13 protein-coding genes are annotated in these 14,078 nt (G+C 46.2%); 6 read left to right on the forward strand and 7 right to left on the reverse strand.

Annotated features, from left to right (window positions below; translation table 11 throughout):
- Positions 1-87: 87 nt before the first annotated feature.
- From M3090_RS10810 to M3090_RS10840, 7 genes are all read right to left on the reverse strand, one after another.
- Positions 88-2,070: a DUF4099 domain-containing protein gene (locus M3090_RS10810; RefSeq protein WP_249056134.1), complete on the reverse strand. Its 1,983-nt coding sequence runs from the start codon at positions 2,068-2,070 to the stop codon at positions 88-90.
- 176 nt (positions 2,071-2,246) lie between these two features.
- Positions 2,247-2,663, reverse strand: a complete 417-nt coding sequence (locus M3090_RS10815; RefSeq protein WP_317239243.1) for a helix-turn-helix domain-containing protein — start codon at positions 2,661-2,663, stop codon at positions 2,247-2,249.
- Positions 2,647-3,000: a helix-turn-helix domain-containing protein gene (locus M3090_RS10820; RefSeq protein ID WP_018709308.1), complete on the reverse strand. Its 354-nt coding sequence runs from the start codon at positions 2,998-3,000 to the stop codon at positions 2,647-2,649. The genes M3090_RS10815 and M3090_RS10820 overlap by 17 nt, the downstream gene beginning before the upstream one ends.
- 272 nt (positions 3,001-3,272) lie before the next feature.
- A complete protein-coding gene (locus M3090_RS10825) occupies positions 3,273-4,088 on the reverse strand; it encodes a hypothetical protein (protein ID WP_249056138.1) in 816 nt (271 codons plus the stop codon).
- Between the two features lie 95 nt (positions 4,089-4,183).
- Entirely contained in the window at positions 4,184-5,125 is a 942-nt protein-coding gene (locus M3090_RS10830) for a ComF family protein (RefSeq protein ID WP_249056141.1), read from the reverse strand.
- Positions 5,126-5,302: 177 nt separating this feature from the next.
- Positions 5,303-5,716 carry a hypothetical protein gene (locus tag M3090_RS10835; protein ID WP_235340786.1) on the reverse strand — a complete coding sequence of 138 codons (414 nt, stop codon included), beginning with the start codon at positions 5,714-5,716 and terminating at the stop codon, positions 5,303-5,305.
- 47 nt (positions 5,717-5,763) lie between these two features.
- Complete coding sequence (locus M3090_RS10840; RefSeq protein WP_249056152.1) at positions 5,764-6,978, reverse strand: site-specific integrase; 1,215 nt, start codon at positions 6,976-6,978, stop codon at positions 5,764-5,766.
- Positions 6,979-7,450: 472 nt separating this feature from the next.
- Here M3090_RS10840 and M3090_RS10845 point away from each other — a divergent pair, with 472 nt between their 5' ends.
- From M3090_RS10845 to M3090_RS10870, 6 genes are all read left to right on the forward strand, one after another.
- Positions 7,451-8,734: a site-specific integrase gene (locus tag M3090_RS10845; RefSeq protein WP_119215724.1), complete on the forward strand. Its 1,284-nt coding sequence runs from the start codon at positions 7,451-7,453 to the stop codon at positions 8,732-8,734.
- Between the two features lie 63 nt (positions 8,735-8,797).
- Positions 8,798-10,084 carry a YhcG family protein gene (locus M3090_RS10850; protein ID WP_117971869.1) on the forward strand — a complete coding sequence of 429 codons (1,287 nt, stop codon included), beginning with the start codon at positions 8,798-8,800 and terminating at the stop codon, positions 10,082-10,084.
- Positions 10,085-10,096: 12 nt separating this feature from the next.
- Positions 10,097-11,161, forward strand: coding sequence for a hypothetical protein (locus M3090_RS10855; RefSeq protein WP_249056155.1), 1,065 nt, complete (start codon positions 10,097-10,099; stop codon positions 11,159-11,161).
- A 223-nt stretch (positions 11,162-11,384) separates the two neighbouring features.
- Complete coding sequence (locus M3090_RS10860; RefSeq protein WP_249056157.1) at positions 11,385-11,693, forward strand: DUF3853 family protein; 309 nt, start codon at positions 11,385-11,387, stop codon at positions 11,691-11,693.
- Positions 11,694-11,707: 14 nt separating this feature from the next.
- Positions 11,708-12,784: an AAA family ATPase gene (locus M3090_RS10865; protein WP_249056159.1), complete on the forward strand. Its 1,077-nt coding sequence runs from the start codon at positions 11,708-11,710 to the stop codon at positions 12,782-12,784.
- A gap of 207 nt (positions 12,785-12,991) precedes the next feature.
- The gene (locus tag M3090_RS10870) at positions 12,992-13,951 is read left to right on the forward strand and encodes a toprim domain-containing protein (protein ID WP_249056160.1); all 960 of its coding nucleotides are present in this window, start codon (positions 12,992-12,994) and stop codon (positions 13,949-13,951) included.
- Positions 13,952-14,078 lie beyond the last annotated feature (127 nt).

The raw sequence follows: 14,078 nt of genomic DNA on the forward strand, positions 1-14,078 counted from the left end.
CTTGGCCAAAAGGGTCAAAGTCGCGTGGCTTTTCCACCCCGTTTCAATCCGTTGCTTATTCTCTTGTAATGGATTCAGTGGCGGCACTCAGGATACCTTCATGCCTTTGCTTTTCTTCGGTTTTTCCTGCTGTTGTTTCTGGGCGTCGTCCTTCGGGGCGGTCTGTCCCTGCGTGAGCGGCTCCTTCAGGTGCTTGGTCGCCTCGTTGGTCTTGCCCTCGTTGTTCACGGCGAGTTGCGTGCGGCTCTCGTTCGACGGGGCAACGGTCTGTGCCAGGTCAGGGTTTTCCGAATAGGTCAGCGGTCTGCCTTTCTCACGGTCGAACTTCAGGTATTTTGTGCAGGGCTGTCCCTGGTCGTCCTTTGCGTTGGCAAGTACCACGACCTTGCCCGCCACATAGTCCGCCTTCTGCTGTTCCGTAAATTTGTCGTCCTTCCATTTGCCTATCGGACATATGCTTCCGTCCTCGTTCGTCCACGAGCGGTTACGCCTTTGTCCGTTCTCCTGATTACCGTCTTCCTTCTGCTGCTGTCCGGTAGCATCCGGGGCTTCCGGGCTCTTCTGTTTCTTCTCCTGTCCGTTTCCGCTTCGCTGCGACTGTCCCTGCCACAGATGCTCCGGCACAAACTCCACATCACGCTTCTCCGCACTCACTTGCAACACGGCTTCAAACTTGCGCCCGTTCTTCAGTGTCACCTCCTTGGGCAGTGCCAGTCCTGCACGCAGGATTTCCTGTTCCGCCTTCGACAGTTCCGTCAGTCCGATCCGGTTCGGGATGCGCACCTTGTTCGTCGGTACGTCCACTATCTCATTCGTCAGTCGGTCGATGCTGACATACGCCAGGCGCATCTCTCCGGTCTTCGTATCGGCAACGTTCACCAGCTTGCCCAGGTTACCCGTCTGTTTCAGTGCCTGCTTGTCCTCATCCGTGAATGTATAGCCGTTGTATGGCACGTCGAGTCTCGGCTCATGGCGTACGAAGTGGGGGGTAAGTTTCAGCTTTCCGTCCTCCGCTTTCTGCAACGAGAGTCGGGCTTGCAGCTCGTAGCGTTCTCCGCCCAGCACCGGTTCCACCGTCACCAGCCTTGTCTTCCCGTAGTTCATCAGGGCTTTCATGTCCTTTTCAGACAGGTTTTCCCTTTTCACACCGAACTGTTCCAGTTCCTTCCAGTCCACATCGCTGTCCGCAATCAGGTTCGGTTTCTCCGGTTTTGCCTGCGCTTGTCCCTCCTGTGCGGGCTGCTGTCCCTGTGCCGTCTGCGTTTCCGCCGCCTGCGGCTGCTGTTCCTGATTTTTCTGTTTCATTTCTTCCATTTTCTCGTCTGTTTTCTGTTCCACATTGTTTTCTTCCGTATTTTCTCTTTTCGCCTCCTCCGCAGCCTGCTGTTCCTCAGCCTCCGTTTCGGCATTTTCTCTTTTCACCTCCTCCGCAGCCTGCTGTTCCTCAGTCTCCGTTTCGGCATTTTCTCTTTTCACCTCTTCCGCGACCTGCTGTTCCTCAGTCTCCGTTTCGGCATTTTCTCTTTTCACCTCTTCCGTAGTCTGCTGTTCCTCAGTCTCCGTTTCGGCATTTTCTTTTTTCGCCTCCTCCGTAGTCTGCTGTTCCTCAGTCTCCGTTTCAGTATTTTCTTTTTTCACCTCTTCCGTAGTCTGCTGTTCCTCAGTCTCCGTTTCGGCATTTTCTTTTTTCACCTCTTCCGTAGTCTGCTGTTCCTCAGTCTGCTGGTACGCCGATGTATCCACTTTGTGCGGTGCGAGCAGGTCAGCGTTCGCCACAGGGTCTTTCAGCAGGTCCTTGATAACCGGAAGCAGAGCTTCCACCGTGTCCGCTGCCACCCTGTAGAAACCGAATCGTGTCGGCTCCTTACACTGGCGGTAGAAATTTCTCATGAAATTGTCTATCGCATCCCCGTGGCGGTCAAAGCGCAAAAACTCCTGCGAGTGTTCCGCCTTTGCCTGTGCCCTCTTGGGATAGCCCCTGGCATCCAGTCCGGCAACCACACTGATTTCGCCCGTCTTCTCGTCGCGGACGACCAGTACATCCTCTTGCTTTTTCTTTTTCTGTTCCATTGATTGATTTTTTTATTGTTTGATGATAGTCCCGCCGGTATTCCCGTGCAGGTCTGTTTATCTTTTCGTTCCGGTTTCCCGTTCACCTTTCAGTCCCGGTTTGCATCAGGCTCGCCCTCAGCTTTCCGTTTACATCCGGTCACCATTCATTACTGATTTTTCTTTTCGCCTACGTTTCACGTGCGTTTGTCAGTCCCGGTATTCCTTCTGCCTCCTTTTTTCCCTTTCGCCGTTTTGCCCGGAGCTTTCTTTCCCGTTCCTTCCTTCACTTTCAGCACCTTTTTGCCGTCCAGCGTCACCTCTTCCATGTTCCGGCTGATAAACTCCAGTACGTCCGATTCCTTGTAGTAGGTCTTGCGGCTGATTTTCTGGTAGCGCAGTCCGTATTCGCTGCGGAACCGCTGTAGCGACCGTTTGCTCGTTCTCAGCATCTCGCACAGGTCCTGATTGTCATACAGCCGTTCTCCGTCCATGTACTTCACGCCCGCCGCTTCCTTGTTTATCAGTACCGATATGATGCTGTCCAGCCGGTCAATCCGTTCCATGAGGCGCTGCATCCATTCCTCGAACATTTCCTTACCAATCCCTTCCATCATCCGCCTCCTTTCTTGTCATCAGGTAGTTATGCTTGAACTCCTCCAGCGTCTTGGGATTGCAGTGTACGATTTTCCGTCTCACGCATTCCTCCAGATCCGTCAGTCTGTACCGGCACTTGCTTCTCACCATCATGTAGGGAATAGTCTTGTCCTTTCGCATCCGTTGCAGTGTCCTCGTGCTGATTTTCAGCAGGTCCGCCGCCTCCTCGCTCGTCAGCAGGATTTCCGCTTCCTCCTTCGGCACGTTGTCTTTCTTGAAAACATAGTCCGCTATGCGGTCTATCTTCTCCATCATCGTCTTCACGACCTCATTGTCCATCGTTATTATTTCCATATCCTTCCGTATTGGTTACGCTGCAAAGGTGCGCAACTCCACGCAGGCACAATCCATAGTATTTCCATAGTAGGGAATGATTTTCCTTATTTTTCTTCCATAATCCCCGTTTTCCCCGCATACGGGCACAAAAAAAGCGGCTCCATCCGGCACTAAAGCACGGATGAAGCCGCCTTATCATTATGGCGTATTTTAGAATATACTCATAATGCGAAATAAATTATACACTAATTATTATAGGACTGATCTTATGAGGTTAGACAAATTATAAACTACTTTTTAAGTTCATAGACACGAGGAAACAGATTGCTTTCTTGAACAATAAATACACGTGAATAATTTGTCTGAAAATCACGAGGTAATTCTAAACCGGCAATTGAAAACAGATGTTCTTCCTCTTGAATATATATGCACAGCCAACATTCATCAAAAACAGGAGACATATTATTTATATATTTATTATATTTTTCTTCCTTCATTTCAATAGCCTCTGTCACATAATTAATCGGTACAGGAATACGCATACCTCCTAATGTAAAATAGATTATCGGTGAGTATCTCCCTGTATTTGGATCAATCATTTTTTTATCATTTTTCCAATTGGCATTCTTATAATAAGTAATATCAATTGTATTAAACAGTTCACCATTATATTCTATTGATTTTATACCAGAATATGTCAGGTCATTTGTCTTAGCTAAATAAACAGGGTCTTTAAGGACTAGATTTATCGCTTCATTAATTTCATAAATCAATTTAGGTCTAATCTTTTTAATATTTTGAGGACAAAAGTACATGTCATAATTTAATATTATTCTGAATGCCACATCATACAAATCATTCTCAACCAACAAATCATAAATCAGCTTCCTTATTTCTTTTTCAATTACAGATTTTGCTGTCCCGGATATATTCTTATAAGGACGAATACTGACAAATTCAACACCTATATTCTTCCCGTTAAAACAAAACTCACAATCCGGTTCTTCTCGTTCTACATTGAACTGTTCAAATGGTATAGACAAATATTCGCTTAACATATATGCAATATTAGTCTCTTCCTTTTTTTGAGTTTCATTGTGTCCCATTATATAATCATATTAATATAGTATATACAAATATATATTCCGTATTGCATTTGAAAATGCCACATATAGAAATATTTGCCGATAGATAGTAAATTTCATACCGTCTTCCCCAGAAACACCCCGATAACCGACAATGCCCCCAGTTGTTTCATCTTTCGTTGCAGTTGCCTGAAGCTCTCCCCAGTCGTGAGTACATCATCCAGCAGGACAACATTCTTTCCTCTGATATACCGCCGTGTGAATTGCAGGTTCCGCAGTATGTCCTTATCTTTTCCCTTTCCTTTCAGTTGCTCGCGGTCTTCCTCTATCCAGATGGCCTTGAAACCGTCCGCAATGCCTAACCATTCCGACAGGTAGTAGCATACCACCGGAAAGCGTTTCCGCTGTCTTTCCCTTGTCGATGCAGGTATAGGTATCAGTACCGTATCTTCCTTCGTTCCGTTGAATCCCGCATGTTTCAGACACAGTGCCAGTATCCGTGCGACCAGTTCGCCGCAGTGTCCTCCTTCCTTAAAACGGAATATCAGGTTGCTTACCCGTTTTTGGTGTGTATCCGTCTTTTCAATCTTCGTTGGGTAATAGTCATGCAGGTAGTGACACCTGCATCCGTCTATAAGAACTTCTCCCTTGAACATCGTTTCGTACGGGTAGAAGTCCATTTTCTTCTCCCTTTCAAACGTAAAGTTCAGCACATCCCTCATCATGGCATTCCATTCCTTCGACCTGCCCAGCGAATACCATCCCGCATGTTTCCCGGCTTCCATCAGGCACATGCCGATTTCCATCGCCTCGCTGAACCGCTGGTGCGAGACGATGTACCACCCGTGTTTCCGGCACAGGCCGGCAAACTCCTTTATGTCCGCAGTCAGGAAGTACATCATGCCTTCCTCTCTGATGACTACCGTCAGTTCCGACTTCGGTTTCTCCCTGCAGAACAGGCTCTCGCTGTATTTCACTCCGTGCCATACCGACTCCGTGCATTCCTCATCGCAGAACTGCACTTCCACCTCTTCAAGCAGGTCAAATTCTTCCACCATACCGTTTCTGTCTTTAATTACAGGATTAAGAGGGACTTAAGTTACACATTATTATCGGTTTACGGATAATTACGTTTGCGGTTTTGTATTTTTTAACGTATGTAAAACACGTGTCGGGACAGCCTCCCGAACAGGGGAGACTATCCCGACACGTATATCCGCCATATCCTGCGGCTTTCAGTTCCAGTTGTTTCTCTTTTCGCCGCTCATGCAGAGAATCACCGTACTTTTCTTCTTTTCAAATGATTCTGCCAGCCGTCTTGCAGCCCACTTCCTGAATGCCTCGCATTTCAGTCCCTTCATGCGGAATCCCAGTGCGACGATAGTCTTCAACCCGTAAAGGTCGGTGCTGCAATTCTTTCCGTTATAGACAAAATGTTCCACCCGTACATCCGTGTATTCGTCAAAATCCCCGGTTTTTGCAAGGGATTTCAGTCCTGCGTTTACCGACTGTACAAACACGCCATACGCCCGTGCGATGTCGCATTTCGGCAACCATACCTCGCCCTTGTCGTCCGTTTCTATCCTTACGCTCACCTTATCAGGTGCATTGCGGTTATATTCCACTTCAAAATTGCCAAATTTCACCATAATAGTTGCTTTTATACATTATTATATATGGAATTTCAGTATGGAGGTCATAACATGGCATCCAGTTTTCCCGCAAGGACCTCCATATCCTTTCTTATCTTCTCATTGGTTATGCGGGCATAGATTTGCGTCGTTTCAATGTTCGTATGCCCCAGCATTTTCGACACCGTTTCAATCGGCACGCCTTTAGCCAGAGTGGTGGTCGTAGCAAACGTGTGACGTGCCAGGTGGAAGGTAATATTTTTATTTATACCGCACAAATCCGCAATCTCTTTTAAGTAAGAATTAAGTTTTTGATTGCTCAGCACAGGCAGCAACTGACCTTTGGGGAGCTGACCTTCATATTTCTGGAGTATCGCCTGCGGTATCTTCAGCAGCGGTACGTTTACCGGAGTATCTGTCTTATGACGGTGCGTCATGATCCACGGCTTCCCATCAAACGAGATTCTGATGTCGCTTGCCTTCAGTTCCTTCACGTCCACATATGACAATCCCGTGTAACAGGAGAACAGGAACACGTCCCGTACCTGTTCCAGTCTTTTAGTCGGAAACTTCTTCTTCATTATCTTTTGCAGTTCCGCATCCGTCAGATAACCTCTGTCCACACGTTTCAGTCTGATTTTATAATTTGAAAACGGGTCAGTATAAATCCAACCGTTGTTTTTGGCGATGATTACAATCATCTTGAACGTCTGCATGAATTTTGCCGTAGTATTCTCATTGCATTTGCTTTCCGTTCTCAGATAGTTCTCGAAGTCCGTAATGAACATGTGGCCGATTTCCTTCAGTGATATATCCGAAATATTGTATTTCACTTTCATAAATTCCTCCAGCCTTCGGTAGCAGCGGTCATACTTCGCGAGGGTGACAGGCGTCTTGCTGATGCCGACCAGTTTTCTTGCATCCTCATTGTGTTTCTTGAAAAGTTCCAGCAGTGTTCTTTGTTTCGCCGTTATTCCCAAAAACGCATTGCGTATTTTTTCTACCGTTACGAATGACTCATGCACTTCAATATCCCGGTAGTGGTTTTTCAGCGAAGCACGGATGTCCTCCAATGTTTCATTCAACTGGCGGGCTTTCTGTGTATTTCCTTTCGCCTTGCCCAAAACTGTATCCCAGGCATCCGGCTTCACGCTCAGTTTAGAACTGAACTGTGAGATTTCACCATTAAGTGACAGACGAATCATAATACAAACTGTTCCGTCCTTGTTTACCTGATTTTTTCTTAGATAGAACAAAATCTTAAATGTACTCTTACTCATATCCTTTTTTAATTTATCTCCGTTACAGTGGGTGTAATGACTTCCCTCTGCAAAGGAATAATTAATAATTGGGTTACAAGCAGACATTTGAACGTCAATGAGCTACAAATCAATAACTTACATCGAAAATCGTTACTATTTTTATAGGCTATTTTTTAGTAACGATTTAGTAACGGAACTTTGTCTGAAGTGGGCATTTGAATGTCTTTCGGTTGTCCACCGGATAAATAGAAAAAGTCCCGTAAAACGTTGATTTTACGGGACTTGTCTTAATTTGACTACCTAATGTCTTAGGTTTCAGCGGAGAGAGAGGCTCTCGAACTTATACTTTCACAGAATATCATAAAACCGCAAACAACTGATAATCAAGTGTAAATTACAACATAGAGTAAAACTAAATGTTTCTAAATGTCTTTTGCTATCTCAATAATTGGGTGTATATTTGGGTGTAGAATTTCAAACGCACCCAATTATGAATATCAAGCGCAACATCATTTTTGCATTGGAGAGCCGGAAAAAGAACGGTGTGCCAATCGTAGAGAACGTACCCATCCGTATGCGTGTCATCTTTGCCAGCCAACGCATCGAGTTTACAACGGGCTACCGGATTGACGTAGCCAAATGGGATGCAGGCAAGCAGCGGGTAAAGAACGGATGTACCAACAAGCTAAAGCAGAGTGCAGCCGAAATCAATACGGACTTGCTGAAATACTATGCAGAAATCCAGAATATTTTCAAGGAATTTGAGGTGCAGGAGGTCATGCCAACGACCCAACAGTTGAAGGAAGCTTTCAACATGAGAATGAAAGACACCAGCGAAGAACAGCCGGAAGAAGCCCCTGTCAGCTTTTGGGAGATATTCGATGAGTTTGTAAAAGAGTGCGGTAACCAGAATAACTGGACGGCATCCACCTATGAGAAATTTGCAGCAGTGAGGAACCACCTCAAAGAGTTCAAGGAGGATGCAACGTTCAACTATTTCGACGAGTTTGGATTGAACGAATACGTCAACTTCCTGCGTGATACCAAGGATATGAGAAACAGCACCATCGGCAAGCAAATGGGATTCCTCAAATGGTTCCTGCGCTGGAGTTTCAAGAAAGGACATCATCAGAACATTGCATACGATACATTCAAACCGAAACTGAAAACCACCTCGAAAAAAGTAATCTTCCTGACTTGGGATGAACTGAACAAGCTGAAAGACTACCAGATACCCAAGGATAAGCAATACCTGGAACGTGTGCGTGATGTTTTCCTGTTCTGCTGCTTTACGAGTTTGCGGTATTCGGATGTTCGCAATCTGAAAAGAAGCGATGTGAAGTCTGACCACATCGAAATAACCACAGTCAAGACTGCCGACAGTCTAACGATTGAACTGAACAAATACAGCAAAGCCATACTGGACAAATACAAGGACATCCATTTCGAGAATTACATGGCTCTGCCCGTCATCAGCAACCAGAAGATGAACGATTACCTGAAAGAGCTGGGCGAACTGGCAGAAATCAACGAGCCTGTACGGGAAACCTACTACAAGGGAAATGAACGTATTGATGAAGTCACACCCAAGTACGCATTATTAAGCACCCATGCCGGAAGAAGGACTTTCATCTGCAATGCGCTGGCTCTCGGAATCCCTGCACAGGTGGTTATGAAATGGACGGGACACAGCGACTACAAGGCTATGAAACCCTACATTGACATAGCGGATGATATTAAGGCAAACGCCATGAACAAATTTAATCAACTATAAAAGTATCAAACAGTTTCATAGATAGTTGCCAATGACTATATTTGTAGAAATTATCATCACAATATGAGCAACAAGGAATCCAACATAGAAAAAACGAATTTTGATGCATTCATTCAAGCGGTCGGTTCAGAAATAGAACAGGCACAAGTAAGGCTGATTGTTGCAGCCAATGCACAAATGCTGTTCCATTACTGGAAGGTAGGCAATTACATCCTTTATCACCAGCAGCTGCACGGATGGGGAAGCAAAATCATCAAGCAGTTGGCAAAGGCTATCCGACTGCATTACCCTGAAAAGAAAGGCTATTCGGAACGTAACCTTACCTATATGTGTCAGTTTGCAAAAGCATATCCTTTAAGAGCGTTGCAAAGTTTCATAGAAACGGATGCAAGACTGTCTGTCCCGACCATACAGAGTGTGACCAATGAAGTATTGAAACTGAATGACAAGCAATTTACGCAGGAACTTACTGCGCAAATACAATCTATTGATTGTCAGATATTAACAATTACACAGGAGGTTCCTGCGCAAATTGAAGATGTGGGAAAAACCGTTTCTGCCATTTACAGGATGGGAATCAGGGAAATAGAAGAAGTTTTCTTGACCTCTCCTATAGCCAAAATAAACTGGACAAGCCAAATGACTATACTTGATAGTTCGCTACCTTTAGGTCTAAGCTACTGGTACATGAAGCAGTCCATAGAAATGGGATGGAGCAGCAATGTATTGAAATTACAGATTGACAGTGATTTGTATAGCCGACAAATCAGCAACAACAAGGTTAACAATTTCACGACCACACTTCCGGCTCCACAAAGCGACCTTGCCAATTATCTACTCAAAGACCCGTACATCTTTGATTTGGCAGGAGCCAAAGAAAAAGCAGACGAAAGGGATATTGAAGAACAGCTGGTGAAACACGTTACCCGCTACCTGTTGGAAATGGGCAACGGTTTTGCCTTCGTTGCCCGGCAGAAGCACTTCCAAGTAGGAAACAGCGATTTCTTTGCCGACTTGATTCTATATTCCATTCCGTTGCACGCATATATTGTCATAGAATTGAAAGCCACTCCTTTCAAGCCGGAATATGCCGGACAACTCAACTTTTACATCAACGTGGTGGATGATAAGTTGAGAGGGGAACACGACAACAAGACCATCGGTCTTTTGTTGTGCAGAGGGAAGGACGAAGTGGTTGCCCAGTATGCTCTTTCCGGCTATGACCAGCCCATCGGCATCAGCGATTACCAATTGAGCAAGGCGATTCCCGAGAAATTGAAATCAGCGTTGCCCAGCGTGGAAGAAGTGGAAGAAGAACTGGCTTCTTTCCTTGACAAAGCCCCCCAATAATAAGAGTATGCCATGCAGAAAACGATAACAACCCTCATTCCTCAATACGGGGAGCTGAACAGAATCTGCAAAGACTGGATTGTAAGCCATACTTTCTCTTTTGAAAAGCAGAAATTCACCGTTGATTTCTACTCGGAATGGAACGACATAACAGCTTTTGAACAAGCTATCCTTGAACTGGTACTTCATACACCGCCAGAGCCATGTACCCTACTGCTGAAAAGCCTGAAAAAGGAAGTCAGAGAATACACACGGCTTTATGAAGCTTACAGCCTTCCCCATGATGAGGTGATTATGCGTGTATGCAACCAATACGCAGACAGCTACAAGGAAGCCATCAGGGAAAAGATGGAAGTGGTGAACAGGCTGCGCAAACCGATGAACGAAGCCAACAACCGCTATGATTCCATCGGCTACCGAGAGCATACACCCGAAGAGGAAAAGCTGGCGGAAAGAGAATATGAGCGTTGCAAGGCTGAATATGAAAAGGAGAAAGCCCAGCTGGACCATCTTTATGAGCAGCAAACCCTTCTCCGGAAAGAAGCCCGGCAATACATGAAAAACCATTGCGATGACATCTACCTGCTTAGCGTACACTTCATGGGCATCCTGACCAAATATGTACCGGATGAAGAAAGCAAGCCGAACGAAGCAGACGAGCAGAACCGTACAGACAGCCAGCCGGAAACTGATACGGCAACCGCATCGGCTACGGCTACGACTGCCAGATTGCCTGAATATTTCAGCATGAAATTACTTTCGCTCATTCATGAAGTATGTGTGGGAGAACAGTTCGAAGAAATTTCCGCACCGGATTTCTATGCCAACATGAACCTGCAACCCTGCAACTGCAAACTGAAAACCAAACCGAGAGAAAAGATACGTGTATGTTATCTGATATTCCTCATGAGCGAAAAGCTCCCCAAACAGGACAGGGACAAATGGAAAGCCGGAATACTGGAATTGCTGGATATTGATGACAGCTACTACAAGTCAAAGTACAAGGAGCCAGTTTCTGGTTTCCCCAGTGACAGCAACCAGAATTTCGCCAAGGAAATGGAACATATATTCAGATAATCCGTGATATATCCTGATTCTTTACGAAAGTTCCACTTTTACCACTCAAATTAATTTTTGAGTGGTATTTTTATTTTCTGATATTCAATAAGATACAACGAAATTCGGATTATATCATCCCCATCCTTACCACCCGTATCCATATCTAATTTTGCATTGTTCGAGAACAGAAATAACAGCCAGTGCGCAGGGCTGATTGTTTAACGACTAATTAGATTGGACAATGACAAATATCCAAGAATTATTATCCAAACCCGTCTGGCAGATGACAGGCGAAGAGTTCATCATGTTAAGCAAGCACGCATCCGGTCAGCCGGAAGCGCAGCCGCAGCCCGTAACGGACACAAGCAGGAAGTATGTGTACGGAATACTCGGTATCGCCAAGCTGTTCGGGTGCAGCCTGCCTACCGCCAACCGTATAAAGAAAAGCGGGAAGATAGACAAGGCCATCACCCAGATAGGGCGCAAGATTATCGTGGACGCGGAACTTGCCCTTGAACTGGCAGGGAAGAAAACAGGCGGACGCAAGTAAGGGGAGGAATCGCTATGGACTATATGAAAGACATCCGGGAAATATCGGACGAACAGGCGGTAATCCTCTGGCAAGCCTCACGGCTGAGCCTGTCGGGAAAATACGAGAAAGCCCCCGAAATCCTCAGTGTGAAAGGTTCCGTAATAGGTACATTGGGAAATTTCAGCGCATCCATCGGCAAGGCCAAAAGCAAGAAGACATTCAATGTGTCGGCTATCGTGGCGGCGGCATTGAAAAACGGTACGGTGCTCAGGTATGCGGCTGAACTTCCCGAAGCCAAACGGAAAGTACTTTATGTCGATACGGAGCAAAGTCCCCACCACTGCCTGAATGTGATGGAACGCATCATGCGCATGGCAGGGCTGCCCGATGACAGGGACAACGAAAACCTTGAATTCCTTGCCCTGCGGAAGTACACGCCGGAGCAGCGTATCAGGATTGTCGAACAGGCAATCTACCATACGCCAAACCTTGGTCTGGTGATAATAGACGGCATCCGTGACATGGTATATGACATCAACAGCCCCGGCGAATCGGCACGCATCATATCGAAGCTGATGCAGTGGACGGATGAAAGGCAGATACATATCCACACGATACTCCACCAGAACAAGGGCGATGAGAACGCGAGGGGATACATCGGCACGGAACTGAACAACAAGGCTGAGACCGTCCTTCTTGTGGAAAAGGACAAGAGCAACGGGGATATAAGCAAGGTTTCCGCCATGCATATCCGTGCGATGGACTTCGAGCCGTTTGCCTTCCGCATCAATGACAGGGCATTGCCTGAACTGATGGAGAACTACCAGACAGAAACCAAAGCACCCGGCAGACCCCAAGGTGAAAGGTTTGATGCCTGCAAGAACATTTCCGAGCAACAGCACCGGATAGCATTGGAAGCCGCATTCTCGTTACAGGACGAATACGGATATAAGGAACTGGGCAAAGCACTGAAAGAGTCGTATGCCTTGGTGGGCATTCCGTTAAGTGACAACAAGCTGGTCAAACTCATCACAGTGTTAAAGAACAAGCGGATGATAGTGCAGGAAAACGGCAGAAAGTACAGGTACGAACCGGATTTCCACTATTAGCCCAATCCTCGCAATCACTTCACTTTATTCTCCGGGTCTATATATTAGGATAAAGCGAAGTGGTTGCAGGAGTGCATCAAACCGCTTCACTTTAAGCCGTATCCTATATATACGACAATAAAGTGAAGTGGTTATACAGCCAGTAACCTATATGAAAAGGTACTGGCGAAAAGAAAAACAAGCAATAAGCGATAAAGACAATCATTTATGGATATACAGACAGCAAAACAAATCAGGCTGGAAGAGTATCTTCACAGCTTGGGATATAGCCCGGTGAAGCGGCAGGGCATCAATCTTTGGTACAAATCGCCGTTCAGGGAAGAAACCGAAGCATCGTTCAAGGTGAATACCGAGCGGAACCAATGGTATGATTTTGCACTTGGCAAGGGCGGCAACATCATCGCACTGGCTTCGCACCTCTATGCAACGGACAGTGTGCCGTACCTTTTGAAACGCATAGAGGAACAGACACCGCATGTACACCCGGTATCTTTCTCTTTTGGCAAGCAGGACTCTTTCGGTCCGAGCTTCCAACAGCTGGAGATAGTACCGCTATCGTCTCCTGCCCTGCTTTTCTACTTACAAGGTAGAGGAATAGATTTGGAGCTGGCAAAAAGAGAATGTAGTGAAGCCCGTTACACCCACAACGGCAAGCGTTACTTTGCCATTGCCTTCCCTAACGGTTCGGGTGGGTTTGAGGTTCGTAACTCCTATTTCAAGGGCTGCATCGCCCCCAAGGAAATCTCCCACATCAGACAGGCGGGAAAAGCGAGGAATACCTGCTATGTGTTCGAGGGGTTCATGGACTACCTCTCCTTTTTGACATTGAGACAAGAGAGCTGCCCGAATTATCCGGAATTGGACGGGCAGGACTACATCGTATTGAACTCCGTATCGAATGTAAACAAGGCTCTCTATCCGTTGGGCAATTACGAGCGCATTCATTGCTTTTTTGACAATGACCGTGCAGGAATGGAAGCCTTGCGGCAAATCCGCAAGGAATACGACAGCACCCGGCATATACGGGACGCTTCCCAAATCTACTGCGGATGCAAAGACCTGAACGAGTATTTGCAGAAGCGCATGGCTGATGGAAAAGAGCAAATGCAATCCGTCAGAAAGAGGAATGGGGCATTATCCAAGAAACCGAAAGGCTTCCGGTTATAGCCCACTATAACTACACGCTTCGCTTACGTAGTTGTGGGCTCTCCCGAGAGGATTAGGGCTTTGCCCTAATGACCCACTCAGGGCGTTTCATCCCTGAGACCCCCGACCAAAGAGTGACCCTCTCTTT

It is taken from the genome of Bacteroides sp. ET71 (assembly GCF_023336905.1).
In the GTDB taxonomy this organism is placed as follows: Bacteria; Bacteroidota; Bacteroidia; order Bacteroidales; family Bacteroidaceae; genus Bacteroides.